This window comes from Staphylococcus felis (assembly GCF_003012915.1).
GTDB classification, from domain to species: Bacteria; Bacillota; Bacilli; order Staphylococcales; family Staphylococcaceae; genus Staphylococcus; species Staphylococcus felis.
This window is the reverse complement of record NZ_CP027770.1, coordinates 2,230,682-2,256,898: the sequence shown is the minus strand read 5'-3', so window position 1 is coordinate 2,256,898 and position 26,217 is coordinate 2,230,682. Positions and strand designations below refer to the sequence as shown.

The 26,217-nt window shown below is 33.9% G+C and carries 26 protein-coding genes, 8 tRNA genes, 2 pseudogenes and 1 riboswitch; of the genes and pseudogenes, 26 read left to right on the top strand and 10 right to left on the bottom strand.

Annotated elements, in window-relative coordinates; translation table 11 throughout:
* Positions 1-44: 44 nt before the first annotated feature.
* Entirely contained in the window at positions 45-401 is a 357-nt protein-coding gene (locus C7J90_RS10595) for a YtxH domain-containing protein (protein ID WP_103209855.1), read from the bottom strand.
* Between the two features lie 63 nt (positions 402-464).
* Positions 465-890, bottom strand: a complete 426-nt coding sequence (locus tag C7J90_RS10590) for an HIT family protein (RefSeq protein WP_103209857.1) — start codon at positions 888-890, stop codon at positions 465-467.
* A gap of 162 nt (positions 891-1,052) precedes the next feature.
* On the opposite strand from C7J90_RS10590, the gene ecsA reads away from it, so the two are divergent.
* The 3 genes from ecsA (at position 1,053) to ltrA (ending at position 5,004) form a co-directional block, all read left to right on the top strand.
* Positions 1,053-1,787, top strand: coding sequence for an ABC transporter ATP-binding protein EcsA (gene ecsA, locus C7J90_RS10585; protein WP_103209859.1), 735 nt, complete (start codon positions 1,053-1,055; stop codon positions 1,785-1,787).
* A complete protein-coding gene (ecsB, locus tag C7J90_RS10580) occupies positions 1,784-2,998 on the top strand; it encodes an ABC transporter permease EcsB (RefSeq protein ID WP_106465144.1) in 1,215 nt (404 codons plus the stop codon). Before ecsA ends, ecsB begins: the two co-directional genes overlap by 4 nt.
* 719 nt (positions 2,999-3,717) lie before the next feature.
* Entirely contained in the window at positions 3,718-5,004 is a 1,287-nt protein-coding gene (ltrA, locus tag C7J90_RS10575) for a group II intron reverse transcriptase/maturase (RefSeq protein ID WP_106465067.1), read from the top strand.
* A gap of 205 nt (positions 5,005-5,209) precedes the next feature.
* Here the strand turns inward: ltrA and C7J90_RS10570 are convergent, their stop codons facing one another.
* Positions 5,210-5,737 (bottom strand): signal transduction protein TRAP, encoded by a 528-nt coding sequence (locus C7J90_RS10570; protein WP_103209477.1) that lies wholly within the window; start codon positions 5,735-5,737, stop codon positions 5,210-5,212.
* Positions 5,738-5,971: 234 nt separating this feature from the next.
* Here C7J90_RS10570 and hemE point away from each other — a divergent pair, with 234 nt between their 5' ends.
* The 14 genes and pseudogenes from hemE to C7J90_RS10495 all read left to right on the top strand — a co-directional run bounded on the left by hemE (position 5,972) and on the right by C7J90_RS10495 (position 12,743).
* Positions 5,972-7,006, top strand: coding sequence for a uroporphyrinogen decarboxylase (gene hemE / locus C7J90_RS10565; protein ID WP_103209479.1), 1,035 nt, complete (start codon positions 5,972-5,974; stop codon positions 7,004-7,006).
* Between the two features lie 31 nt (positions 7,007-7,037).
* Positions 7,038-7,970, top strand: a complete 933-nt coding sequence (gene hemH, locus C7J90_RS12105) for a ferrochelatase (RefSeq protein WP_103209484.1) — start codon at positions 7,038-7,040, stop codon at positions 7,968-7,970.
* 6 nt (positions 7,971-7,976) lie between these two features.
* On the top strand, positions 7,977-9,380 hold the full coding sequence (gene hemY / locus C7J90_RS12100; RefSeq protein WP_103209480.1) for a protoporphyrinogen oxidase: 1,404 nt from the start codon (positions 7,977-7,979) through the stop codon (positions 9,378-9,380).
* 138 nt (positions 9,381-9,518) lie between these two features.
* On the top strand, positions 9,519-10,073 hold the full coding sequence (locus C7J90_RS10550) for an RBBP9/YdeN family alpha/beta hydrolase (protein WP_103209482.1): 555 nt from the start codon (positions 9,519-9,521) through the stop codon (positions 10,071-10,073).
* A 632-nt stretch (positions 10,074-10,705) separates the two neighbouring features.
* Positions 10,706-10,779: transfer RNA gene (locus C7J90_RS10545), tRNA-Met, on the top strand.
* Positions 10,780-10,787: 8 nt separating this feature from the next.
* A tRNA-Asp gene (locus tag C7J90_RS10540) sits at positions 10,788-10,864 on the top strand.
* A gap of 9 nt (positions 10,865-10,873) precedes the next feature.
* Positions 10,874-10,946, top strand: a tRNA-Phe gene (locus C7J90_RS10535).
* A gap of 13 nt (positions 10,947-10,959) precedes the next feature.
* A tRNA-His gene (locus tag C7J90_RS10530) sits at positions 10,960-11,032 on the top strand.
* Positions 11,033-11,048: 16 nt separating this feature from the next.
* Positions 11,049-11,122, top strand: a tRNA-Gly gene (locus C7J90_RS10525).
* A 12-nt stretch (positions 11,123-11,134) separates the two neighbouring features.
* Positions 11,135-11,209: transfer RNA gene (locus C7J90_RS10520), tRNA-Asn, on the top strand.
* A 1-nt stretch (position 11,210) separates the two neighbouring features.
* A tRNA-Glu gene (locus C7J90_RS10515) sits at positions 11,211-11,282 on the top strand.
* Between the two features lie 45 nt (positions 11,283-11,327).
* A tRNA-Ser gene (locus C7J90_RS10510) sits at positions 11,328-11,416 on the top strand.
* A gap of 284 nt (positions 11,417-11,700) precedes the next feature.
* A pseudogene (locus C7J90_RS12275) lies at positions 11,701-11,985 on the top strand (SH3 domain-containing protein).
* 218 nt (positions 11,986-12,203) lie between these two features.
* Positions 12,204-12,743 carry a hypothetical protein gene (locus C7J90_RS10495; protein ID WP_232618831.1) on the top strand — a complete coding sequence of 180 codons (540 nt, stop codon included), beginning with the start codon at positions 12,204-12,206 and terminating at the stop codon, positions 12,741-12,743.
* Positions 12,744-12,767: 24 nt separating this feature from the next.
* Here C7J90_RS10495 and C7J90_RS10490 read toward each other — a convergent pair whose 3' ends face one another.
* Together C7J90_RS10490 and C7J90_RS12205 are read right to left on the bottom strand one after the other, a co-directional pair.
* On the bottom strand, positions 12,768-13,016 hold the full coding sequence (locus C7J90_RS10490) for a hypothetical protein (protein WP_103209769.1): 249 nt from the start codon (positions 13,014-13,016) through the stop codon (positions 12,768-12,770).
* Between the two features lie 234 nt (positions 13,017-13,250).
* On the bottom strand, positions 13,251-13,436 hold the full coding sequence (locus C7J90_RS12205) for an Arm DNA-binding domain-containing protein (RefSeq protein WP_232618833.1): 186 nt from the start codon (positions 13,434-13,436) through the stop codon (positions 13,251-13,253).
* 341 nt (positions 13,437-13,777) lie between these two features.
* Here C7J90_RS12205 and C7J90_RS10480 point away from each other — a divergent pair, with 341 nt between their 5' ends.
* The 4 genes and pseudogenes from C7J90_RS10480 (at position 13,778) to menC (ending at position 17,334) form a co-directional block, all read left to right on the top strand.
* Positions 13,778-14,074 (top strand): hypothetical protein, encoded by a 297-nt coding sequence (locus tag C7J90_RS10480; protein WP_103209768.1) that lies wholly within the window; start codon positions 13,778-13,780, stop codon positions 14,072-14,074.
* A gap of 63 nt (positions 14,075-14,137) precedes the next feature.
* Positions 14,138-14,705, top strand: a pseudogene (locus C7J90_RS12200) (transposase); the annotation flags it as partial.
* A gap of 230 nt (positions 14,706-14,935) precedes the next feature.
* Positions 14,936-16,333 carry an o-succinylbenzoate--CoA ligase gene (gene menE / locus C7J90_RS10475; RefSeq protein WP_103209766.1) on the top strand — a complete coding sequence of 466 codons (1,398 nt, stop codon included), beginning with the start codon at positions 14,936-14,938 and terminating at the stop codon, positions 16,331-16,333.
* Positions 16,330-17,334, top strand: coding sequence for an o-succinylbenzoate synthase (gene menC, locus C7J90_RS10470; RefSeq protein WP_103209765.1), 1,005 nt, complete (start codon positions 16,330-16,332; stop codon positions 17,332-17,334). Before menE ends, menC begins: the two co-directional genes overlap by 4 nt.
* A gap of 170 nt (positions 17,335-17,504) precedes the next feature.
* Here menC and yidD read toward each other — a convergent pair whose 3' ends face one another.
* Positions 17,505-17,738 carry a membrane protein insertion efficiency factor YidD gene (yidD, locus tag C7J90_RS10465; RefSeq protein ID WP_103209763.1) on the bottom strand — a complete coding sequence of 78 codons (234 nt, stop codon included), beginning with the start codon at positions 17,736-17,738 and terminating at the stop codon, positions 17,505-17,507.
* A gap of 60 nt (positions 17,739-17,798) precedes the next feature.
* Here yidD and ytkD point away from each other — a divergent pair, with 60 nt between their 5' ends.
* Positions 17,799-18,266 (top strand): RNA deprotection pyrophosphohydrolase, encoded by a 468-nt coding sequence (gene ytkD / locus C7J90_RS10460; protein ID WP_103209761.1) that lies wholly within the window; start codon positions 17,799-17,801, stop codon positions 18,264-18,266.
* Positions 18,250-19,032, top strand: coding sequence for an alpha/beta hydrolase family protein (locus tag C7J90_RS10455; RefSeq protein WP_232618835.1), 783 nt, complete (start codon positions 18,250-18,252; stop codon positions 19,030-19,032). The genes ytkD and C7J90_RS10455 overlap by 17 nt, the downstream gene beginning before the upstream one ends.
* A gap of 201 nt (positions 19,033-19,233) precedes the next feature.
* Here C7J90_RS10455 and pckA read toward each other — a convergent pair whose 3' ends face one another.
* A complete protein-coding gene (pckA, locus tag C7J90_RS10450; protein WP_103209759.1) occupies positions 19,234-20,814 on the bottom strand; it encodes a phosphoenolpyruvate carboxykinase (ATP) in 1,581 nt (526 codons plus the stop codon).
* Between the two features lie 223 nt (positions 20,815-21,037).
* A riboswitch (SAM riboswitch) is annotated at positions 21,038-21,147 on the top strand.
* 107 nt (positions 21,148-21,254) lie between these two features.
* Here pckA and metK point away from each other — a divergent pair.
* From metK to C7J90_RS10435, 3 genes are all read left to right on the top strand, one after another.
* A complete protein-coding gene (gene metK / locus C7J90_RS10445; protein ID WP_103209757.1) occupies positions 21,255-22,454 on the top strand; it encodes a methionine adenosyltransferase in 1,200 nt (399 codons plus the stop codon).
* Positions 22,455-22,545: 91 nt separating this feature from the next.
* Positions 22,546-23,457: a nuclease-related domain-containing protein gene (locus C7J90_RS10440; RefSeq protein ID WP_103209756.1), complete on the top strand. Its 912-nt coding sequence runs from the start codon at positions 22,546-22,548 to the stop codon at positions 23,455-23,457.
* Positions 23,458-23,893: 436 nt separating this feature from the next.
* Positions 23,894-24,727 (top strand): aldo/keto reductase, encoded by an 834-nt coding sequence (locus tag C7J90_RS10435; RefSeq protein ID WP_103209754.1) that lies wholly within the window; start codon positions 23,894-23,896, stop codon positions 24,725-24,727.
* A gap of 60 nt (positions 24,728-24,787) precedes the next feature.
* Here the strand turns inward: C7J90_RS10435 and crcB (C7J90_RS10430) are convergent, their stop codons facing one another.
* From crcB (C7J90_RS10430) to C7J90_RS10420, 3 genes are all read right to left on the bottom strand, one after another.
* Positions 24,788-25,141, bottom strand: coding sequence for a fluoride efflux transporter CrcB (gene crcB / locus C7J90_RS10430; RefSeq protein ID WP_232618837.1), 354 nt, complete (start codon positions 25,139-25,141; stop codon positions 24,788-24,790).
* A 1-nt stretch (position 25,142) separates the two neighbouring features.
* On the bottom strand, positions 25,143-25,502 hold the full coding sequence (gene crcB, locus C7J90_RS10425; RefSeq protein WP_103209750.1) for a fluoride efflux transporter CrcB: 360 nt from the start codon (positions 25,500-25,502) through the stop codon (positions 25,143-25,145).
* Positions 25,503-25,589: 87 nt separating this feature from the next.
* A complete protein-coding gene (locus tag C7J90_RS10420) occupies positions 25,590-25,892 on the bottom strand; it encodes a hypothetical protein (protein WP_106465143.1) in 303 nt (100 codons plus the stop codon).
* Between the last annotated feature and the right edge of the window lie 325 nt (positions 25,893-26,217).

Here is a 26,217-nt window from a genome sequence, read left to right as displayed (position 1 = left end):
AGTCATAAGATACTATATTAAACCTTATGCATTCATGTAAAAACCTATTTATTAGAAGGGAAATGAGTCATTTCTTCACCGCGATTTTGTAAATTCTCAATATGACCTTGTAAGCGTTGAATGTTAGGATCGATATCGGCTTTGAATTCACCAATCATTGTTTTAACTTCATCACCTATGGAACTACCAAATGATTGACTTTCTGATTTGATTTGAGTTGTATAATCTTTAATAGCTTGAATATTAAGTTTTATTGTATCAAGCTCTTGTTCTAGATTTGTTTTAGGACGTTCAGGTCTTGGGTTATCAATGCGTACATGATGATCACGTTTCATTAGTGCAACGCCTAATCCTGTTGCTACGCCAGCAATAACGCCTAAAGAAATTTGTAAGGCTTTCATAATTTTCCTCCTCAATCTATTTTAATATTATATACCCACATGCAATAAATTTATGCGATATAGCTATTTTATATATTGTGTGATTGTTTTGGCAATAGATTCTTTTTGAGTATCATCTATGTCATTCTCATGAGTTTCCCAGTGATAACCAAACCCATCAATATCATTTTCATAACGTGGAATAAGGTGGAAGTGAATATGAAAAACGGATTGGGATGCATATTCACCGTTGTTTTGAATAATATTTAAACCATCTGGATTGAATGCTTTTTTAATGGCATTGGCTACGATAGGTAAAGCTTCTCCAATATGTTTCATTGTTTCAGCATCTGTTTCATAAATATTAGGAGATGGTTTTTTAGGGATTAAAAGTGTATGGCCCTTTGATACTTGAGAAATATCTAAGAAGGCATAGACATATTCATTTTCATAAATTTTGAAGCTAGGAATATCACCTTTAATGATTTTAGAAAAAATTGTTTCACTCATAAAAAATAGCCTCCTGTTTGTTTTTTTATATTATATCATGAGTTTAAGGCAGTAAGCACGAGTCACTGTTGTAAAATATATTGATTGAAGTTCGTCATGGAGTTCTTTAATATAATGGTATGTCATTTAAAAAAATAAATTGATGATATGGAGGTGTCAATCATGACTGTGAAAGTCAAACATTTAACAGGGGGTTATGGAAAAAAACCTGTTATAAAAAATTTAAATTTTGAACTTAAAAAAGGTGAAATTGTAGGATTAATTGGGCTTAATGGTGCGGGTAAAAGTACAACAATTAAGCATATTCTAGGTTTATTGACGCCTATGCAAGGTGAAATGTCCATTTCAGATATAGATATTAATGAGGACATTAATCAATATCGTAAGCGTTTATCTTATATTCCTGAATCTCCAATTATTTATGATACATTAACTTTAAAAGAACATATTGAAATGACGGCCATGGCTTATGGTATAGAATATGAAACAGCTATGAATCGAGCGGAGCCATTATTAAAGGTATTTAGGTTATCCGATCAGCTCAATGTATTTCCAAGTCATTTTTCAAAAGGAATGAAACAAAAGGTCATGATTATTTGTGCCTTTATTGTTGAACCCGATCTTTACATCATTGATGAACCATTTCTAGGACTTGACCCTTTAGGTATTCAATCGATGTTAGATTTAATGAAGTCTAAAAGAGATGAGAACAAAACAGTATTAATGAGTACACATATCTTGGCCACTGCAGAAAAGTACTGTGATCGTTTTATGATAATAGATAATGGTGAAATTGTCGCTTTCGGTAATTTAGATGAGCTTCGGAAACAAACAAATATGCAAGAGTGTTCATTAGATGAAATTTATATTAAAGTGACAGAGCGTTCATTGACATGATTACATCAAAAGCATTATTTAAAAAGAGATTGAAAGCGCAACGAAAAGAAAGAAACTATTACAATAAATTCATCTTTAATGGTCATTTTGCTATCTTTTTAACTATTTTGTTAGGAGCATTTATATTAGGCTATGGGCAGTGGCTTAAAGACGTCCCATCCGGTGTTAATTATTCATTAATTGTTTCCATAGCTTTGTCTGTATCTTCCATTTTTCCTTTGAAAACATTGTTGGAAGATGCTGATCAACTTTTCTTATTACCTTTTGAAAAGGAAATGAAACAATATATACGAGAAAGTATTGTAATGAGCTATTTTGCTCGTGTTTCTCTACAAATAATATTATTAATCATCATATTTCCGTTATTAAATACAATTCATCCGAACCAAGTCACAAACTTTGTAATTGTGTGTATTTTAGCAATAGTACTTCCTTTGCTCGGATTGTTTTTAAGATGGGAATGGTACTTATATGGACTTGAAAATTGGTCGTGTAATGGTGTTTTATTTATTTTAAATTTATCTGGGTTTTACGTCATTATTGATGGATCAAGCTATTTTGGCTTTGGGAGTATCGTTTTTACAATACTTTTAATTTTATTATTAAAAAATATAAACGCCAAAAAACATTTTCCTTGGGCTTTAATGATTGCTCAAGCACAACAGCATCGTATGAACTACTATAAATTTGTAAATATGTTTACAGATGTGAAAGGGATGATGGCACCAGCAGTAAGGCGTAAATATTTAGATGTATTTTTAAAAGCGCCCAAACATTTCGACAGTCACCATATGTATCCATTTTTATTTGTTAGAAATTTCCTTCGAGGTAAGGATGCATTTAATATTACATTAAGATTGGTTGTGATTACGGCTGTATTAATGATTTGGTTGAGTCATCCTATTGTGAGCAGTGTGATAGGTGGCCTTGCAATGTATATGATTATTTTACAAATGTCACAATTTTATACACAAGAAGCTTACAGTTTGTGGCCACAAGTATGGCCCGTTTCAGAGGTTAAAGTCATAGAAGGCTATCAAAGCTTTTTAAATAAAGTTGTCGTTATAATCAGTATCGTATTGAGTATCATTTATTTAATAATGAACATAAGTCATTTCTACATGATTATAATCTTTTTTATTGTCGGGATTTTAACAGTTAAGAGTACAATAAAAAAATTAAAATACCAAGAAACTTTATTAAAAGACTAACAACAAGTTCCAAAGTGTCTTTTTTCAAAATATTTTAATGTATAATTACATGTATATCACGTCGTATTGTTGGCGAGACTCCTGAGGGAATAGGATGAGCGTCGAGACCGCGGCTCGACCCATCCCCTAGGAAATGCGAGCCAAACAATACGAATGATTGATAAAGGAAAAGCGTAGAGGTGATTCAATCATGAATCATCTCTACGCTATATTTGTGCGCCCGGCATGGGTAACATCTTGACGGTGAAAGTCCGTTACAGGCTTGGTAGTAGGAACTGTTAGCGAAAGACAAGGGTGTCCATTGCGAAGTGGAATCTGAAGGAAGTCGGACGCAAACACTCGCACTGACGAACAGAAACATCATACAAGGCTATGTAGAATGGATGAATCTGCAGAACAAGATAAAGTCCAATACTACCCGAGTTCTATATAGTAAATGATGCGGTGGCATGAGTGGAAAGAGGTTACATCTTACCCGGGGAGGTCTCATCAGCGGTACTCTACCGTAGTAACAACGAATGATGAGAAGTCAGCAGAAGTCATAGTAGGGAAAATGTACCGAAGGACTGAACAATATTCAATACAAAGTAAAGATTGGAGGTTATAGATTTACGACGTACAGAATACGGTTTAATCGGCAGCTTATGGAAGGATAAGTAGTGGAACGAAAAAAAAGAATACATAAGTGTGTACAGTAAATCTTAGGTGAAATGAAAGAAATGTATCGTAAGTCTCCATCATTGATGGAGCTTGTTGTAAGACCAGACAACATAGAAAAAGCTATCAAGAAAGTTAAGAAAAACAAAGGTGCTCCTGGAATTGACGGCATGAAAGTCAGTGAACTTCGTGCTCACTTTGCGCAGTACTTTTCACAGATAACGAAAAAACTGCTTGAAGGCACATACCAACCTCAAGCAGTTCGAAAAGTGCAAATTCCCAAACCAAATGGGAAAATGCGTGTGCTTGGTATCCCTGTCGCTAGAGACAGGGTAATACAACAAGCGATTAAACAAGTGATTGAACCCAGCATCGACCGAACATTTTCGAATCATAGCCATGGTTTCAGACCTAATCGTAGCACAGGAACAGCACTTAAGCAATGCGCTATTTACTACGAAGAGGGCTATAAAATAGCCGTGGATTGTGATTTGAAACAGTGCTTTGACATGTTAAATCATGATAAGCTGATGTATTTGTTCGAACGCCATGTTCAAGATAAGTCAATTTCAACATTTATCCGTAGAAGTTTACAAGTAGGTGCCATTGACCTATCTGGCGAAGTCGCAGAAAGAAAGATAGGTGCACCACAAGGGGGCGTTATCTCTCCTTTACTATGTAATATCTATCTACATGAACTGGATAAAGAACTCGAAAAGCGTGGACACCGGTTTGTACGCTATGCAGATGACTTTGTCATCTTTGTACGGACAAAACGTGCAGGTGAACGCGTAATGATGAGTGTAACGAAATTCATTGAAAAGCAACTGAAGTTGGCTGTCAATGAAGATAAAAGCAGAATAGGAGCAGTCACACGTTTAAAGTTCTTGAGTTGTCTAATAACCAAGGTAAATGGGGTTTGTCGTTTCAGACCGACTACGGAAGCAAAAAGAAATTTAATACGCGTCTTAAGGAAAATAACGAAACGAAATAGACCCGGTACCTTTAAAGACATTATCACTGAAATTAACCAAGTGACGAGAGGCTGGATAAATTACTTTGGTAGAGGTTTTATTAGAGAATTTATTGAAAACACGCAATCTTGGTTAAACCGCCGACTTAGACAACTCATACTTAAACGGTGGAAAAGAGTAAGAACTAAGTATAAGATGTTGCGCCAATATGGTCTTGACCATAGAAGTGCGATGAAAATCGCACAGTCTCGAAAAAAGTACTGGCGACTATCAAACACGCACGAGGTTCATCGTGCACTTACAACAAAACAACTCTACAAGTGGGGACTGATACCATTAACCCAGCTTGCAGAGTTGGCTTACGCAAGATATTGAACCGCCGAGTACGGAACCGTACGCTCGGTGGTGTGAGAGGACGAGTAGTCAATTAATGGCTACTCTCCTACTCGATTGGGATTGATGTCCTAGATTCTATTTCATTTTTGATGATTCCCTTTCAAAGACAAGAGTCACTAATCCTCGAACAATCTATAAGTCTTTCAATTCGAGATGTTTTCATAAGGGATGGTCATCAATATTTTTAATTTTCAATCTGGTTAACAGAATCTTCTTCTACAATGGAATAAAAATATTTTTCTAGATATGAAGCATGTACAGATGAAGCACCTGCTAAAGATCGAACGGCTTCTTTAGAAAAATGATTTCGGAAAGAAGATGATTTTTTGAATTCTTCATATGATAAACGTGAATCAAATCCAAATGCGATTTTATATACATTTGATTTCATAGATTTTAACAATCGGAAACTATGATACCCTTTAAAATCAGATAAAATCGGTAAGTAAGATTCTAGCTTTTTTTCAAGTTGATATTTATGGTCATCCGTAGTAGGAATTGAAATAGTAGCTAAAAAATCATTAGACGACAATTCACCACTTCGAGACAATACACGATAATGATTAGGCTGTTGAAAAATAGTTTCTTTCGTTGTTTCTTCCATTAATATAGATTGATCGTCTCCAGAAAAAATTAATAAATTACGATCAGTATGATTGAGTTGAATTTGATGTAAATAGTTATAAGTACCATAAGTAGTGTATAGTTTCATGATGTTAGCCTCCTTTAGCATATTATAATATGTTGTTTTTTAAAGTACTACTTTAATATAACCCTATATAATTAAAAAAGGTAATAAATTTAATCAGTTTTGTCAATTGTAAGTGCTCGACACAGCATGTTTTCATATTAAGTTTTTAAATTTTGATGACAACGACTGATTTAAATGAGTATCGCTATCGACATATGTTATATTTGGATAGAATGATTCTTTAAGGAGGAGCAAATGAACACGAATTTTAATGATACGATTTTAAAAACAATTAAAGGAGAGTCTACTTCTCACACACCGGTTTGGTTTATGAGACAAGCTGGCCGTTCTCAACCTGAATATCGAAAACTCAAAGAAAAATATTCCCTTTTTGATATCACACATCAACCAGAATTATGTGCTTATGTTACAGAATTACCAGTTCAACAATATGATACCGATGCAGCAGTATTATATAAAGATATTATGACACCACTTAAAGCTATAGGGGTAGATGTAGAGATTAAGTCGGGTATCGGTCCAGTCATCGCTAATCCAATTCGACAATTGTCTGATGTCGAAAAGTTAGGGAAAATAGATCCTAAACGTGACGTTCCTTTTGTCTTAGATACGATTAAATTATTAACAAAAGAAAAGCTCAATGTTCCTCTAATTGGCTTTACTGGCGCGCCATTTACATTAGCAAGTTATATGATAGAAGGGGGACCATCGAAAAATTATAATTATACCAAGGCATTGATGTATAGTGATGAAACGACATGGTTTAAATTAATGGATACCCTTGCAGAGATGTCCATCACATATGTCGGTGCACAAGTTGAAGCAGGTGCGCAACTCATTCAAATATTTGATTCATGGGGAGGAGCACTAAACCAATCCGATTATGACTACTATGTAAAACCATGCATGGAAAAGCTCGTCAAAGGTATAAAGCAATTAGATGTACCTGTGATTTTATTTGGAGTAGGTGCAAGCCATTTAATTCAATCATGGAATGCACTACCGATTGACGTACTTGGCTTAGATTGGAGAATGTCAATTGATGAAGCTCACTCAAAAGGGGTTACAAAAACAATACAAGGTAATTTAGATCCAAGTATTTTACTAGCGCCTTGGGACGTCATTGAAAAAAGAATAAAAGGCATTCTTGATCAAGGGCAGCGTCATGGACAACATATTTTTAATTTGGGACATGGCGTATTTCCTGAAGTACAACCAGAAACATTACGACGTGTTGCTCAATTTGTCCATGCATATACAAAAAGGTAAGAATGAGTTCAAAAAAAGGTGGATATAAATGATGAAAAAACAAATAGGGTTACTTGTTATGGCTTATGGTACACCTTATCAAAAAAGTGATATAGAGCCTTACTATACGGATATTCGACGTGGAAAAAAACCAACTGAAGAAGAGTTGAATGATTTAATATCTAGGTATGAGGCTATCGGGGGGCTTTCTCCTTTAGCAGGGACGACAGAACGTCAAGCTGAAGCAATTCAAAAGATGTTGAATGATAATTATGATGATTACGAATTCAAGTTATATATCGGATTAAAACATATACATCCATTTATTGAAGATGCAGTTACACAAATGTATCAAGATGGTATAAAAGAAGCGGTAACAGTTGTTTTAGCACCCCATTATTCTCGTTTTTCAGTCGGTTCATATAATCGACGTGCTTCAGAAAAAGCTAAGACATATCAAATTAACTTATATCATGTTAATCAATATTATCAACAACAAAAGTTTATAGATTACTGGACAGAACGTATTAATGAAACATTGGTTCAAATTCCGAATGATGCACATCGTGATACGGTACTTGTTGTTTCAGCGCATAGTTTACCTGAAAAAATGATTAAAGATAATAATGATCCATATCCCAAAGCGCTAGCAGACACAGCAAGTCTCATTCAAGCGCAGTCACCGATACAAAATGTAGTTGTAGGTTGGCAATCAGAAGGAAATACAGGTACACCTTGGCTCGGTCCAGACGTGCAAGATTTAACGAGAGACCTGTATAAACAATATAACTATAAACACTTCATATACGCGCCTGTAGGATTTGTAGCCGAACACTTAGAAGTCTTATACGACAATGATTATGAATGTAAAGTGATATGTGAAGAGCTAGGTGTTAATTATCATCGTCCTCCAATGCCAGATGTACATCCATTATTTATAGGAGCAATAGTTGATGAAATTTCTAATATTTTGAAAGAGGCGTGAGTTCAAATGACTAGAGTTGCGGTTATAGGAGCAGGAATAACAGGTTTATCTAGTGCATTTTTTATAAAGAAAAATTACCCTGAGGTCGATGTGACGATATACGAAGCAACGAATCGACCAGGCGGAAAAATTAAAACAGAAAAAAGAGATGGTTATGTCATCGAATTAGGACCTGAATCATACTTAGGGCGTAAAAAAATCATGACTGATGTTGCACGTGAAATTGGGATGAATGAGGACGACATAGTAACAAATCAGACAGGACAATCTTATATTTATGCACAAAACCAGCTGTATCCCATTCCGGGAGGTTCAATTCTTGGAGTTCCTACCGATATTAAACCATTCATATCAACAAAATTAATTACTCTAAAAGGTAAAATACGTGCACTTAAAGATTTAACGATGAAGCCTATATCAATTACGGAAGATGATATATCTGTCGGGCATTTTTTTCGAGCAAGATTAGGAGATGAATTGCTTGAAAAATTGATTGAGCCTTTATTAAGCGGAATTTATGGAACAGATATTGATCAATTAAGCTTAATGAGTACTTTTCCTTATTTTAAATCATTAGAAGAAGAACATGGAAGTATTATTAAAGGGATGAAGCAAGTTCGTCGGGCGCGACAAAAGAATGAAAATAACAATCGTGTTGGTGCACAAGGTCAGTTTAAACAATTCAAGCAAGGGCTTTATGATTTTATTTTAAAATTAGAGGCATGGTTGAAAGCACGAGAGGTAACAATAGAATATCAAACAACCGTAAAAGATTTATCATCAACGCAACAAGGTTATAACCTCATTTTTGAAAATGATAACACCATTTTTTATGATGGTGTTATTGTTGCGACTCCGCATCAAGTATTTCAAAAATGGTTTGAAAATGATCCTATGTTTGATTATTTTAAGTCACTTAATGCATCATCAGTCGCTACGATAGCAATGGCATATGATAACGCTAATATTGAAAATTATGAGAACGGTACAGGGTTTGTCGTTTCACGAACAAGTCAAACTGATATTACCGCTTGTACTTGGACGTCCAAAAAATGGCCTCATACGACACCAAAGGGAAAAACATTAATTCGAGCTTATATTGGTAAACCAGGACAACGCATTGTAGAGGATTGTACAGAAGAAGAATTAGTTCAAATTGCACAACGAGATTTATCAAAAGTGATGAAATTTCAGGGGTCTCCAGATTTTACAATTGTGAATAAAATGATACAAGCGAGTCCCCAATATCACGTAGGTCATATTTCTAAAATTAAAGAGATTCAAGCGCATATCTATGATAATTATCAACATCTTCAAATCACAGGTGCGCCATTTGAAGCGGTCGGTTTGCCAGATTGTATTTTACAAGCTCAAAATGCTGTTGAAAAATTAATACCCCGAATTCGATAGTATATTAATATAAATCGAGTATGACTAAACCTTTTAATCACCATAGTTATTATGATGATTAAAAGGTTTCATTGCATAAAAATGAATCAACTGTGATATGATAAAATTGTTGATTTAATATAGTAGGAGGCTTTGATTATGACTAATGTTTATATAGTCCATGGGTATCAAGCTAATAGTAACAGCCATTGGTTTCAATGGCTAAAATCATCATTAGAGTTAGAAGGCCATGATGTGACGGTTCTTGATTTACCACATTCTGACCAGCCTATATTGTCCGAATGGTTAGCATACATGAAACATCACATTGCAGAAGTTAATTCAGAAACAATATTTGTTGCACACAGTTTAGGAGCTATCACAGTTTTAAGATATCTAGAACAATTACCACAAAACAACATAGGTAAATTAGCTATCGTTTCAGGTTTTAATGAAAAAATAAATTCATTATCCATGCTAGATGAATTTATAGATGAAAATATAGATTATAGCCATTTAAAAGAGCGCTTCAATCAAATTTTTGCTATTGCAGCAAAAGATGATCCTATCGTTCCATTTGAATTAACAAAAGTATTATGTGAAAAGCTTGATGGTAAATTTTATGAATTGGAAGAGGGCGGTCATTTTTGTAAAGAAGATGGATTTGATTCCTTTTTATTTTTAAAGAAAAAAGTAATTATTAATTTTGATTGAAGATCAGATAATAAGAAAAATGCTTTCGTCAAAAATGCTTTAACGACATAATTTCAATACCTTTTCAAGATGTAAATTCATATATAGATATGTTTTCGGTTGATTTTTTAGGCTAACCTAAATATAATATTAGATAGATAGATGATTTCTATCTACATAATGTATTTGTATTCTCCTAATCATGTTTAAGATTCCACAAATTGCTCTCAAGGTTGATTAATCCTCCATACACCTTGAGAGCCTTTTTGTATTTTATAGATCTTGAGTAATAGGGGGAACTTTTTGAAAGTAGATATTTCCATTCCACTCAGATTAGATGACATCAGTAACTCACTTATTTTAATTTATTACTTTAAAGGAATTAAATTACACTTAATTTTTATTCGAAATGCGTTGACGTTTTAATAATAAGGCTATATACTAAAAAAGTCTTAAAAATCCCTTTAAAAATGTAAGAATTTGTAAAGGAAAGAACATTGATTGATAAGCTTTTTCTTATCATGAATGAAAAGACAAGAGGCGCTTTATCATTTAACAAAATTTATTAATCTTAAAATAAATTTAAAAAAGCGTTGACATTATATTTACAATTTGATATACTAGTTAAGTAAGTGATTCGAAAATAATATTAGCGCGGGATAGAGCAGTTCGGTAGCTCGTCGGGCTCATAACCCGGAGGTCGGTGGTTCAAATCCGCCTCCCGCAATTTTAGTAGGTCCCGTAGTGGAGCGGTTTAACACGCCTGCCTGTCACGCAGGAGATCGCGGGTTCGATTCCCGTCGGGACCGCCATTATTTTATGGTTCAGTAGCTCAGTCGGTAGAGCAAAGGACTGAAAATCCTTGTGTCGGCGGTTCGATTCCGTCCTGAACCACTTCTTTATCACGGCGGTTGTGGCGAAGTGGTTAACGCATCGGATTGTGGTTCCGACATTCGTGGGTTCGATTCCCATCAACCGCCCATATCGATATCATTTGCGGGTGTAGTTTAATGGCAAAACCTCAGCCTTCCAAGCTGATGTTGTGGGTTCGATTCCCATCACCCGCTCCATTATTTTATTAATCCACAGTAGCTCAGTGGTAGAGCTATCGGCTGTTAACCGATCGGTCGTAGGTTCGAGTCCTACCTGTGGAGCCACGGCTCCTTGGTCAAGCGGTTAAGACACCGCCCTTTCACGGCGGTAACACGGGTTCGAGTCCCGTAGGAGTCATATAATCAGAAGTGAAATATCGCTTCTGATTTTTTATTTTATAGTGGAGGGTTGTCCGAGTTGGCCGAAGGAGCACGCCTGGAAAGTGTGTAGACGCCACAAGCGTCTCGAGGGTTCGAATCCCTCACTCTCCGTAAAATATAGTGTATAATCATTGATTTGATGGGCTTTTTAAAGAGTAAGTGTCAAATATGTGTCAAGAAAATATTTCTCTGACACGTTGACCTTGCTCTTTTTTATGTTCGTCGAGTAGGTGAGAGTAGAACAAAAGCGATTGATCAAATCATAAGTACAGATGGTGGTATCTTTATTGTAAAGATATTCTTCTATATTGCTAACTAAGGATTGTCCACACAAAATGTGTGTTAATGTGAATTGAGCAGAGTTTGAAAATAAAGTTCAACATGACTTAAACCAAATTAAATCAGGAAAACACCATCTAAACCTAAAGCGAAATCTAAAACATCAAAAACTGGAGAATGGAAACGTAATCAATACGGAACTTTATATAAAAAAATTTAGGTTTACTGCAAATTCCGATATTATCGCTCATTTAGACGACCCTTTTAGAAATTGTCCAGTTGGATATACATTTAAAAAGGGTGGTTATATCGGTTATGATGAGTTGATGTTATAAGATAATCGTGTTTGGATTGGATATACGTACAAAGGTAAACGTTATTATTTACCTATTAGAACTTAAGATGGTAAAGTAGGCAAGTTATGGAGCGTTATTAAGTAAAGTAACATACTCACTACATTATTAATGGCGGTCATTACGACTGCTCTTTTTTGTGATAAACATAATATGTAGGAATTTAATTAGGCAATTTAAACGCCACTAAATATGAATTTCGGGTTCAAAGATAATAAAGTTATTTAAATGTGGTATAATAACTAATAGGGATATATATTAAAGGAATGTTTATATTAAAGAGTAGTTTTAATATTAATATTTGTTTAAAGAAATCTACAATTTTATTACTTTTAAGTATTTTACTTTTTCTTCCAATTACTGTTTCAGCAGGTTCGATAGTAAATGCTAGTACTAATTCAACAGTTAGTAAGGTTAAGTATTTTAGCAATCAAGATTTGTTTGATGAACTTAAAAAACATGGCTATAATATAAGCGATATTTTTACCAAACAAGAAATAAAAAAATATAAAGCAGAGGATCAACTAAGAGCAGGCAAAACTCAATATGTTGAAACGAGTGATAATACATCTACTTTATATTTATCATCAGCTTATACTAAAACGATAGCCGCTTTAGGTTCTGCTGCATCAACAGTTATAGGGGGGCTAATAGGTGGTGTTTTAGGTGGTGGAGTTGGTGCTTTCTTAGGCTCTATCGCTAGTTCTAATATAAATACTGATAAAGGTATTTATATTAATTTTAAAGCACAACAAGATGCAACAGGACAATATGTTCTTGTGGCTCAAAAATGGGGATACCAGTAAGGATGATTTTATGGATAGAGTAATTTATGCATTAAAATTAGGATTAATAGCTATATTAGTTTTCTCTACTGTTAGCTTTTTTTGGTCTATGCCGAGTGACTTATTAGGCAAAATTATTTTTTCTATACTAATAGCTATATTAGTTGTCTTAGTAGCCTTATTTTTAGTAGGAAAACCTAAAAAGAAATAAATTTGATTTTCAGAAGCAAGTTTTTCTTCCTTGTATTCATTGATAAGTTTTAATTTAAAATCTAGTTCATGGTTTTTATTCAAAATAAACACCCCTAAAGTTGAACCTTAAAACTCAACTTTAGGGGTACACTTCATTTCGGTAGTGTGGTTAGATCCATACTACTTGATAAACTTTCTATACAATGTAGTGGATAGATTATCCATTGTTACATCTGATATATTTTCTGATTGCAAAAATCTTTTAAACTGATTAATCGAGTTTACAAAAGTGGCATAAGCTTTGTCTGTAATGACATCTTTTTTATTAACTTCAATTCATTGGTTATAGTAATCGAGAAATGACGATTTGTTATTAATAACAATGCCTTTCATAATTTTGTTTTTAGCTTTTGTCTCTGCTTCAACAGCTTCTCTTTTTGTTTTGAAACCTTGTTTTCTATATCTCGCTCCCTCACAACCAAAGTGATAACCCCATTTACCTCCGTATTTTCTAACACTCATTTATATTTCTCCTCAAAAAAGTAAAAAAATAATAAGGGTTCAGTACCTTCCTTTAAACGCTTTTTATCAATCCTCTCCTCAAAATGAATATTTTATCTTTAAAATTTAGTGTGTTTGATGTAAGATGATGTGCAGGCGCATAATCTCTCCTTTATTAATGGTTTGGTCACTTTTAATAATAGAGATTATTGCGCTCTTTTACATTTCTAAAGAAAATCGGACTAGTAAAATGAATTCTTTCATTCCACTAGTCCGATTTATTATAGAGTCTGTTTATGCTACACTACTATTAATTTAGAATAATATATCGATTTAATAGCTCAAAGAATGTGAGGTGTTAGATGTTGAGTGTAATTATTCCGATTTTATTACTAATTATGTCAGCTATAATGGCAATTTATGTGTTAAGTTCTAAGAATATTAAAGTTATTGCCTCAATAGAATCAGAAAGAGTGCCAAAAAAGTTAATAAATAAAATTGCAACGTACTTTTCAGCCAGTCTAATGATTTCAACGCTCTTTATAGCTATTGGTATTTATCTAACAGAAAAGAATTTATTAGTTGCTCTATTATTCTTTGCCTTTGGGATAGTAGCTCTGTTACCTTTTTATTACTATTACCACAAAGTTCAAAAATAATACAACCCCTTTCATCTTAACTTTAGTTAGTGATCAGTTTAAATCTGAAATCAAACAAGAAAATATGGCATTTTCCTTAAAGATAAAACCAAAAAATTTAAAGGTGACATCTTCAATATACAAAACTGTCCATATTATGAAATCAACGATAAATTTATTCGGTTCTTTGTCAACGTCGGTTGGGTGAGGTGATAACGCATTAAGTAATGTGATATTGCTGTTTAATACGCTTTTTATATTATATAAGTGTGATGACTGTTCTGGTTGGTCACTTTGAATTCAGTGTATGAAATTTAATTCAAAAACAAATAAAAAATTATAATTGGGCGTATTTTAAAGCTTAAATGAATTAAAAGTCTTCTAAACCAGAAACCCAAAAAATCTACAAACAAAGAAAAATTGATGTAGAACCAGTTTTTGGATTTATGAGGGCTATTTTGGGGTTCAATTGAATATGTTGTTTCGAGGGCTGAATAAAGTAAAACGAGAAGTTGATTTTGTCCTTATGCTATTAAATATAAGGAAACTAGTAGTAAGTTGTGCTATTAAGCATATAATTACAGGTAAAGTTTTTGAAACAGAAGATAAAAAAATTAAAGGTACAGTGACAGAGCAGAAAGAGAGAAAGTAATGGATTTATCAGATGGATCAAATAAGAGTGTCAAGAGTGTCTATACAATTGGTAAAGATGCTTTAAAGTTCATTTGAAATGACAATGTAGGAAGAAGGTATTTTGGATTATTGATAAACGACATCCAAGGTATCTTCTTTTTATGTATTTTGATGAAGTAAATTTAAAAAATGCAAGAATATTAAATAATGACTATAATAGTAGTAATGATACTATTTAGGAGGACTAACATGGAACACTGGCTCGTAACAAAAGCGCGACTCAATCCGAATCAGATTGCGATTGAATCAGAGCAGCAATCCTTAACCTTTAAAGCATTAATGAAATTGGCACAACAAAAAGGTACGGCATTAAAAGCATTAAAGCAAAAGCGTCTTGGTCTATATATTGATAATTCAGTTGAGTCACTTATTTTAATTCATGCAGCATGGCTCTATAATATTGAAATTGCACTTATTAATAATCGATTGACTCAAAATGAAATAATGACGCAAATGAAATCAATTCAAGTAAATACGATTGTGACAACTCAAAATTTAAAAATTAGTGATACTTTTGATGTTATTCATTATGACTGCTTGCAATCAAATGAACTAGCGCCGATAGAAATGATGCACTCAGAGCAACAAGTTGCCTCGATTATGTTTACATCTGGGACGACAGGTATTCAAAAAGCAGTTCCTCAAACATTTGAAAATCATCGAGCAAGTGCGAGAGAATGTCAAAATAGTTTAGGATTTAACGACCGTACAAAGTGGTTACTCGTGTTGCCTTTATATCATATCTCAGGTTTAAGTATTGTATTAAGAAGTCTTCTAGCTGGTTTTACCATTTATCTCATGCCTAAATTTGACTCGACATTAGTTTTAGATGTGATCCAAACTCAAAAAATAAGTCATGTTTCATTGGTTCCTATTACTTTGAAAAAACTCATTGAAAGTGGTTTACATCAACCGTATCATCTTGAAAAAATTCTATTAGGTGGTGCTAAGTTGAGTAGTGAATTTATTCAGTTAGGCTTGAGTTATCATCTACCGATATACAATTCATTTGGAATGACTGAAACCTGCTCTCAGTTTTTAACAGCAACACCAGAAATGTTAAAGGCACATCATGATACTGTGGGTAAAGCCACTGAAAACATATCGTTAAAAATAATCAACGTTAATGATAAAGGACATGGAGAATTGTGTGTTAAAGGCAAAAATATTATGAATGGTTATATATATCCAAATGATGCCAATTCATCTGTTTTTGATCAAGAGGGTTATTTTCATACGGGTGATATCGCAAGTATCAATGAATGGGGTTATGTTAAAATTTACGATCGTCGAAAAGATTTAATTATTAGTGGTGGTGAAAATATATATCCCAATGAGGTTGAAAATGTAGCCAAAATGCATCCACAAGTTATTGATGCGATGTGTGTAGGTATCAATGATGAAACATGGGGACAAAGACCAATGTTGTATTTAGTTGCCAATCAAACTGACTTTAATATTGAGGGCTATCTATCCCGATTTTTAGCAAAATATAAACTGCCGACTAAGATAAAATTTGTCAAAGCGCTCCCTTATACAAGTACAGGTAAATTAAAACGTAAAATTTTATCAGGTGATGAGCTATGATATTAAAGGAGTTACGTTTTTATCAATTTTCTGCTAAATTTAAACATCCAATGATAACTCGTAAAATTGAATTAGAGTCGCGTCAGACACTATTTATTGGCTTGATTGATGAATTTAACAATGAATGGTTTGGTGAGTGCAATGCTTTTGAAACAGATTGGTATCATGATGAAACAATAAAAACCGTATATCAAACGCTTTGTGAGTGGTTTGAAAAGTATAAAGGTGTTGAACTTCATACATTTGAAGAAGCACAATATTACATTGATTCACTCAATTCTAGACCTGCTGCACGTGCGACTCTAGTGATGGCTTTGTATCAAGCATTTCATAATTTAGGTTCATTTCAAGTTAAAATGACTTCAACGATTAATGGCGATTTATCTAGAAGGATTTTGAATTTAGAACATGCAGGACGTATTAAGATAAAGTGGAATGCACATATAGTTGATCAAGTTAAATGGATAAGTAGCATGTATCCTAATATACCTATATCGACTGATGCGAATCAAAGCTTGGATCAAGATGATATCAATCAATTAAAAAGGTTAAAAAAATATCATTTGGCATTTATTGAAGAACCTTTTTTAGATTTAAATATTATTGAAGAATCCAATGAACTGCCTACCATTGCTATTGATGAAAAAGCAACCACTTATCAAAATATTTTAAAATTAGTTCACCGCTATAATATTGGTGTGGTCGTCATTAAACCATTTCGTGTAGGTGGTATTGACAAAGCATTGCAATTAATTGAATATTTACAGCAAAAAAAGGTTCGTATTGTTATCGGCGGAATGTACGAACTGGGATTAAGTCGTTATTTTACAGCGTATTTAAGTCAATTTGGTGATTTTTCCGGGGATGTTACTCCAAGTGGATACTATTTTACAGAGGATGTTGTAGATGAATCGGACTTATCGAAAGAGGGGGACATTCTTTTTCATCCGCCAATCGTTCAAAAAAGCCGATTAAAGCTGATGACCACCTTAAAGTTATGAAAAGGCGATAATTGATGTTTTGGATACAACGTTTTTAGCATAACTTCACAATTCATCAAAAATAGAAAACCTTTTTTGAATTGTGGTGTTATGCTCAAACGTTAACTGCATCTTCAATAACCTTGTAATAATCATTTTCATGTGACGATGGTTATTAAGAGTTGAATAGATTAAGAATCTTTGTTTTCTTTTTTGATTGGAACGGGATCAAACCCACCTTTATGAAATGGGTGACATTTAAGAATTCTTTTGACCCCTAACCAAGTGCCTTTGATTGCACCATGTACACGTATTGCTTCTAATGTATAGTTTGAGCAAGTTGGATAAAATCGACACGAAGGCGGGGTCAAAGGTGAAATGAAGCGTTGATATATTCTGATGAGACCAATTAAGACTGTTTTCAAAATGTACCTCCTTGAAATGAATAGTTTTATTGTAACATAGATGTGAAGGGGGAAAAGTTTGTGGAGTTTAGAGATGTGAATCAACAACATGTAGCATTAGATTTTAAATATGACAGTGACGAACGTGATGGAGATCATGTATTAGCATTGCCGATTTACAAAAATCAGTTGCTTTTTACACAGCATTTAATACGCGGAATAGAATTTCCGGGTGGTAAGCGTGAGTTGGGAGAAAAAAGTGAGACTGCCTTAAAAAGAGAACTATATGAAGAAACAGGAGCGCGTTTTCATCATGCCTATTATATTGCTCAATATAAAGTGTTTTCACAAAAAGGTGCTTTTACTAAAGATGTGTATGTTGTAATGGTAGATAAGATCGATAGTAAAACAGACTATTTAGAGACAAAAGGGCCTATTTTATTTAATTCAATTGATGATATACCCCATCATCAAAAAAGTTACTTACTCAATGACAAGGCGATTTTAAAATGTGTTGAAAGGATGATTGAGCTTGGCTTTTATCAGTAGTAAGCCTATGCCTGCTGAATTGCTTATGCATGACGTTGAAGAATGGATTTATCAAGTGGATCAACTCAAAGTAAGAGGTTTGTCTGTGATTCCCAAAGAGCGTCGTAAGATAACGAGAATTGTGGTTTATTTGAGAGGTGGTAAAGGACATGTCGGACGTGTACGATTGGCACGTTTATTGCAATTTATATCACCACACACATTGGTTTTTGCACCCTATTATAGAGGAAGTAATGGTAGTGAAGGACGAGATGCTTTTGCAGGTGACGATTTGAAAGATGTGGAAGAGGCTGTATCGATTTTAAAGTCATTTTACCCAACTGCATATTTACATTTAATAGGTTTTTCGCGTGGAGGGATACAAGGTTTGCTTACTTTTCAAAAAGTAAAGGCAGATAGCTATATGATTTGGGGCGGTGTTATGGACTTACACTTAATGTATGAAGAACGTGTGGATTTACGTGGCATGTTGAGACGAATGGTCGGCCATCCTAAAAAGGATAAGGAAGCTTATGAATTACGAAATGCTATAAAATCTATTGATCATCAATCGCCACCAATACTGATTATTCATGGTGCAAAAGATATGCAAGTGAGTATTAGACAAGCTGCCTATTTAGAAGCGCATTTAAAGCAAGTCGGTGCTTATTTTAAAACAATGTATCAGTGTGAGGAAGGGCACGTCCCTAGACCTGAAGCAATGAAGCAGGTGTTGAATACAGTACATCAATGGATGAATGACATTGAACAAGATAGATTAGCATGATTGACAAGTGAGATGATTGTTTTTTCTTGGATTTAAAACGACGGATTTAAAAAAGAATGAATGTGAAACAAAAGCAGTTTATCAATTTCCAATAAGAAAAAGTTGCTAAGTCTCACACTCATTCTATATTTTTACTAACTATTTATTTTATAGTCATAATAACAGTGGATAGCTTAATATCTTGATGATATTTGAACTTTTTTAGCCTTTAAATCCACCGTTTTTTTCGAGGTGTTCTGTTTCTTCACCGAACTTTTTGAAGTTGTCTCGGAATCTCTCGACTAAATCAAGTGCTTGTTTGCGATAGGCCTCTTTATCAGTCCAAGCATTTATAGGTTGCAAGATTGTAGTTGGCACACCTTCAACAGATTTAGGGATGCTTAGGCCGAATATGTCGTCTTGCTCGAATGGAACGTCTTTAAGATTGCCTTTAATAGCATCATTTACCATTTTGCGTGTATATTTTAATTGTATACGGTTACCTTCTCCGTATTTACCACCAGTCCATCCTGTGTTGACAAGGTATACGTCAACTTCATGTTCATCTATAAGTTTACCTAATAAATCAGCATAGACTTTAGCACTCAATGGAAGGAAAGGAGCACCAAAGCACGTTGAAAACGATGGTAGAGGTTCAGTAATACCGCGTTCAGTTCCAGCAAGTTTCGATGTGAATCCACTTAAAAAGTGATACATAGCTTGATCTTTCGTCAATTTTGAAATAGGAGGTAACACACCAAATGCGTCAGCTGTTAAGAAAATAATTGTATTTGGATGAGATGCTTTTGATGGTAATACAACATTATCAATATGATGGATAGGATAAGCTGCACGCGTATTTTCAGTAAAGTGATTATCGTCAAAATCGACATAACCATGCTCATCAACTACTAAGTTTTCAAGAACAGTACCGTAGCGGATGGCTTGAAATATTTGAGGTTCTTTTTCCGCAGACAAGTTAATGGCTTTTGCATAACAACCACCTTCAATATTGAAAACCCCATTTTCATTCCAACCATGCTCATCATCACCTATTAATCTACGCTCCGGATCAGCAGATAGCGTTGTTTTTCCTGTACCAGATAAGCCGAAAAACAAAGCGACGTCGCCTTTATTTCCTACATTTGCAGAACAATGCATACTCATAATATCCTGTTGTGGTAATAAATAATTCATAACTGAGAAAATGGATTTTTTCATTTCGCCCGCATACTCAGTACCCCCAATTAAAACAATTTTATGCTTAAAGGAGATAATGACAAATGTTTCAGATCTTGTTCCATCTTTTTCTGGATTTGCCTTAAAGGTAGGTGCAGATACAATAGTAAAGTCAGCACGGATTTTTGATGCTTCTTCTTTTGAATGAGGTCGAATAAACATATTTTGAGCAAAGAGATTATGCCAAGCGAATTCATTAATGACGGTAAGTTTCAAACGAGAATCTTGATCACTACCAGCATAACCATTAAACACAAATAGTTCATCTTTTTGATTTAAATAATCAAGGGCTTGGTCATACAAATTCAAAAATTTTTCTTCAGAAATAGGTTGATTGATTGGTCCCCACTCAATATCATCTTTTACTTGTGGATTATCTACAATGAATTTGTCTTTAGGAGAACGCCCCGTATATTCTCCAGTTTTAGCGTTAATTGCCCCAAATTCTGTTAATTCTGCTTCTTCTCTTTTTAAAATTTTGTTATAAAGTTCAGTAGTAGTAAGTTGAAAATGTGAAGTAGGCTTTTTGATTAATTCATCCATCTGTTTCGTATCAAATGACATGATGTATCCCTCCATAAAAATATTCGCTAAATGTAAGCCTTTACAATTTAAGAGTATAACACATTCACTTAATAATACCCACTGTTTATAGAAAAATTTATCGTACATTCATATTTGTTTTCAAAGCAGACTTTCAGATAAAAAACTATTTAATTTAATGAGAAATAAATATATACAAATTGACATCTTTCATCATCTTATTGTAATATGAGATAAGCGGATTCTCTTATCCTGAGTGGTGGAGGGACATGGACCCAATGAAACCCAGCAACCTCTTTTAACAAAGAAAGGTGCCAAACCGTTTGCAGACATATAGAGTCTGAACGATAAGAGCGAATGGACGTTTTGAGCCTTCACTCTATCTATTGTAGTTGTGAAAGGCTTTTTTTATTTAGCTCAGATACAGAGAATGTTCGTAATAAAATTAAAAGGAGCATACTATGACATATAACAGACGTTTATTTACATCAGAATCAGTAACAGAAGGTCATCCAGATAAAATTGCAGACCAAATATCTGACGCAATTTTAGATGAAATTTTAAAGGGAGATCAAAATGCACGTGTAGCTTGTGAAACAACAGTTACAACAGGGATGGCATTAATTTCAGGTGAGATTTCTACTTCAACATATGTTGATATACCCAAAGTTGTACGTGAGACTGTAAAAGAAATTGGATATACTCGTGCAAAGTATGGTTATGACTTTAAGACGATGTCCGTCTTAACTGCGATAGATGAGCAATCTCCTGATATTGCACAAGGTGTTGATCGAGCATTAGAGTACCGTGATGAAAATAGTGAAGAAGTTTTGAATATCGGGGCGGGAGACCAAGGATTAATGTTTGGATACGCAACGAATGAAACTGAAACATTCATGCCTTTACCAATTGATTTATCACATAAACTTGCAAAGCGATTATCAGAAGTGCGTAAAAATGGCACTTTAGATTATTTACGCCCAGATGGCAAAGTTCAAGTCACTATCGAATATGATGAACAAGATGCGCCAAAACGAATAGATACAATTGTCGTCTCTTCCCAACATCACGAAGAAATTGAACTTGAAGATATTCAAAAAGACATTAAAGAACACGTTATTTATCCAATTATTGATGACAGTTTATTGGATGATGAAACTAAATTTTTTATTAATCCAACAGGACGTTTTGTTATCGGTGGCCCTCAAGGAGATGCTGGATTAACTGGACGTAAAATTATTGTTGATACATATGGAGGCTATGCACGTCATGGAGGCGGAGCGTTTTCTGGGAAAGATCCTACTAAAGTTGACCGATCAGGTGCTTATGCTGCGAGATACGTAGCTAAAAATATTGTCGCTGCAGGTGTAGCTGATAAATGTGAAGTTCAATTAGCATATGCAATCGGTGTTGCTCAGCCAGTATCAATAGCTATCGATACATTTGGTACAAGTTCGGTGAGTGAAGATAACTTAATTGAAGTTGTTCGTCAACATTTTGACCTACGTCCTGCCGGTATTATACAAATGCTTGATTTGCAACGTCCTATTTATAAACAAACGGCAGCATATGGACATTTTGGACGAAATGACATTGATGTACCTTGGGAGCGTACTGACAAAGTGGATATGATAAGAGAAGCACTCAACATAAAATCTTAAATTTTAGTGAGGATAACTATCGCTTATTCAGCGTTTATCTAATATAATAGTATATTATAGAATAAGTAGTTAAAAGGAAGGGAATAGACAAATGATACAATTTGGTCCAATGGAAGTTGGCTTAATTGCAGCAATAGTAATTGCAGCGTTGTTCTTGTTATTATTCATTTTTGCTTTGAATAGTAAGAAAAAAGCTGAAAAAAACTTTGCAAACCAGCTAGAAACAAAGCAAGAAAAACTTAATTCTGAGCATCATGAAGCGATGGAAAAAGTACGTATCGAAAAGAAAAAAGCTGATACAAAGCATAAGCAAGAATATGAATCGATGTTATCCTCTAAAAATAGAGAAATTGATGCTTTAAAGCTATTCTCTAAAAATCACAGTGAATATGTTACTGATATGCGTTTGTTAGGCATTCGTGAGCGCTTAGTGGACGAAAAGCGTATTCGTCCAGAGGATATGCATATTTTGGCAAATATATTTTTACCAGCGAATAATTTAGAAGATATTACACGTATTAGTCATCTAGTATTAACGCGTACAGGTCTATATATTATAGACTCAGAAGTATTAAAAGGACACGTATATCAAGGGGTGAGTCAACAACAATTCTCTGATAATCCAATGATGGCTCAGGTTTTTGCAACTTTAAACCTTGATAAAACTGTGCCACAAACAATAGTGCTTGATGAAGATGACACAGATCAGCATCGTTTATCGATTAAAGATTATACAGAACGATTGTCATATATTGAAAATTTAGCTACTAAATTGCAAAGAGAATTAAACTTAAAATATACACCAGCAACCATTTTGTATTTTAATCCTAAAAATGATGGCGATGTCACTATTTCGAATTATGCAAATCATAGTAGTACAAAAGTGCTTGTGGGACCTGAACAATTAAATGAGTACTTCAATAAGTTTGTTTTTCATGGTCGTATTCAATACGATGTTGATGCATTACAACAAATTATGGACGAAATTGAATCATTTAACTAAATGAAAAGCGTTTGGAACATCAATCCCAAAATGATAGCGTAGAGATGAATCATGATTGAATCACCTCTACGCTCTTCTTTTATCAATCATTCGTATTGTTTGGCTCACATTTCTTAGGGGATGGATCGAGCCGCGGTCTCGACGCTCATCTTATTCCCTCAGGCGTCTCGCCAACAATACGACGTGATATACATGTAATTTTACATTAAAACACTTTTAAAAAAGGACACTTTCGTAATATTGAATGAATCATCTCATGATAAGAAAACTTCGATATATATCCCAGCCTGTTTATCTATATCATTTTAATCGAAATAGGTACGCATCAGGTAATAATTGTATTTTTTTAAGTATTAAGTTTAAATATTTTTCATATGATAAGTTTTGATTTACCATTTGAATTGAAGTTTAAAGATGAATAATAGGGGGTCAAAATATGAATATTACTTTTTACAATGGAAATCAAATGCCTAAAGTTGGAATTGGGACATTCCGAGTTAAAAATGATGAAGATGCTAAAAGTGCAGTGAAACACGCAATCAAAAATGGATATAGAAGTATTGATACAGCGATGATCTATCAAAACGAAGAAATGGTTGGCCAAGGTATACATGAGGCTTTAGAAGAGACCAACCTTCAGCGTGATGATTTATTTATCACTTCTAAGCTTTGGTTGACTGATTATGGCTATGAAAATGTTGAAGCGGCTTATAAAGCTTCACTCAATCGTCTAGGTTTAGATAGATTGGATTTATACCTTATGCACTGGCCTGGATTGGATGAGTCATTGATGGTCGAGACATGGAAAGGCATGGAAATGTTATACGAAAAAGGTCTTGTTGATAATATTGGAGTAAGTAACTTCAATGTAGAGCATTTAGATCATTTGCTCAGTGAAGCTAAAATAAAACCTGTTATCAATCAAGTTGAATACCATCCTTATTTAACGCAAAGTCGTTTGAAGGATTATCTTGAAGCACAACATATTCAAATGGAATCTTGGTCACCTCTCATGAATGCCCAAATATTAACAGATACTGTAGTCAATGAGATTGCGCGTGAAGTAAATCATTCGCCTGCTCAAGTCATTATTAGATGGAATATACAAAATGGTGTTGTGACGATTCCTAAATCAGTAACACCGTCTAGGATTAATGAAAATATAAATGTATTTGACTTTGAGCTGACGCAAGATCAAATGGAACGCTTGGATCAACTGAATAAAGATAAGCGTATTGGACCAAACCCACTAGAATTTAACGGACAATAAAGTAAGAATAGCTGAGAAAGACTGGAATTCTAAAATAAACGAGCCAATCTTTCTCAGCTTTTATATGTGGTAGCCAACCCAACAAAAAAGAAAACAACCTATATATTGGCAGAATCCATACAAAATGAAGATGAAATACCGGTTTTCTTTAATTTGTTGTAATAATTCGAGTTGTAATGTTGAAAAAGTAGTTAATCCTCCAAGAACACCTATCACCAGAAAAACATTCAGCAACTGATGTTGAAGTAATAGCCCACTCAGTAATCCAATAGCAAAAGAACCTATACTATTCACTAGTAAAGTACCGAATGGCAAAGAGAGTCCTTTAATTTCTATTTGGTTTAAAAGGTCCGAAATCAGGAGTCTGATGATTGCGCCTGTGCCACCACCTATCATTAATAAAAGAATAGTCATATTAATTCTCTCCTAATCGAAATCCAATGTAACAGCTAAGTAGTCCGAATATAGAACTACATAAAAAATAAAAGAATAAAACATTGAATGTATGCGACTCCATTAATCCTAAAAGTTCAAACTGAAATGTAGAAAATGTAGTGAGTGCGCCGAGCATGCCCGTAGTTAATCCTTTTTTGACATGAGCATTGAACAATTGCATATGTTGTAACTTTGAAGTCAGAAATCCCATCAAAAATGCACCTAGCAGGTTACTCATGAATGTCCCGATAGGAAAATGATGCCAATGGGGCAAGTAACTAAAAATGTATCTGAATAATGTGCCTAAAGCGCCACCTATAAAAACATAGAAATACTTCAAAATGTCACCTCAAATGTCTAATCAAAATGTTTCGATATACAACTGAATACACACTAAAATGAATCGGCATTATGTCGAGAGTCATTCTCACACAATACCGAATGTAAACAATGCTGAAATAATATGGGCTATGATAACGAATAATAAAATAATTGGAAGGATATGTGAGGCTTTATGAATCCAATCACGTCGTTCGGGCAAGTTTTTGATAGACTTATCAGCAAAATGTGTTGCTAAAATAAGTATAATCGCGTTTACAATACTACATACTAAAATTAATTTAACAATTGATGCAAAGAGTTGATTAAGTAAAGGATTATGCGTATTAAAACAAAAACTAATGATGATTAATAATAAGGATATGTAAAAATACTTTTTTGACTTAGACATAATAATCCTCCTTCATGATATCGTTTGTTATCATACCATATTTTAAAGGGAACTGTAATAAAATAAATCAAAAGCAATAATGATTTAATCAAAAAACTAATTTTTTTCGAAACCATGTTTATCAGTTTGTTGAAATGAAATATTTCCTTAATCCTTATGTCATTCGAAAAGCACTACATAATGCGATTATAATCGTGATACTTAATGCTTAAATAGCACGATAAGGATATAGTATAGGGGATTTTGAGAAATATAAGCTAATCAATGGCAAAAATTCAAGTGGAAATGGTATAACAGTAATAGAAATAAATGAACCTCGAGGAGG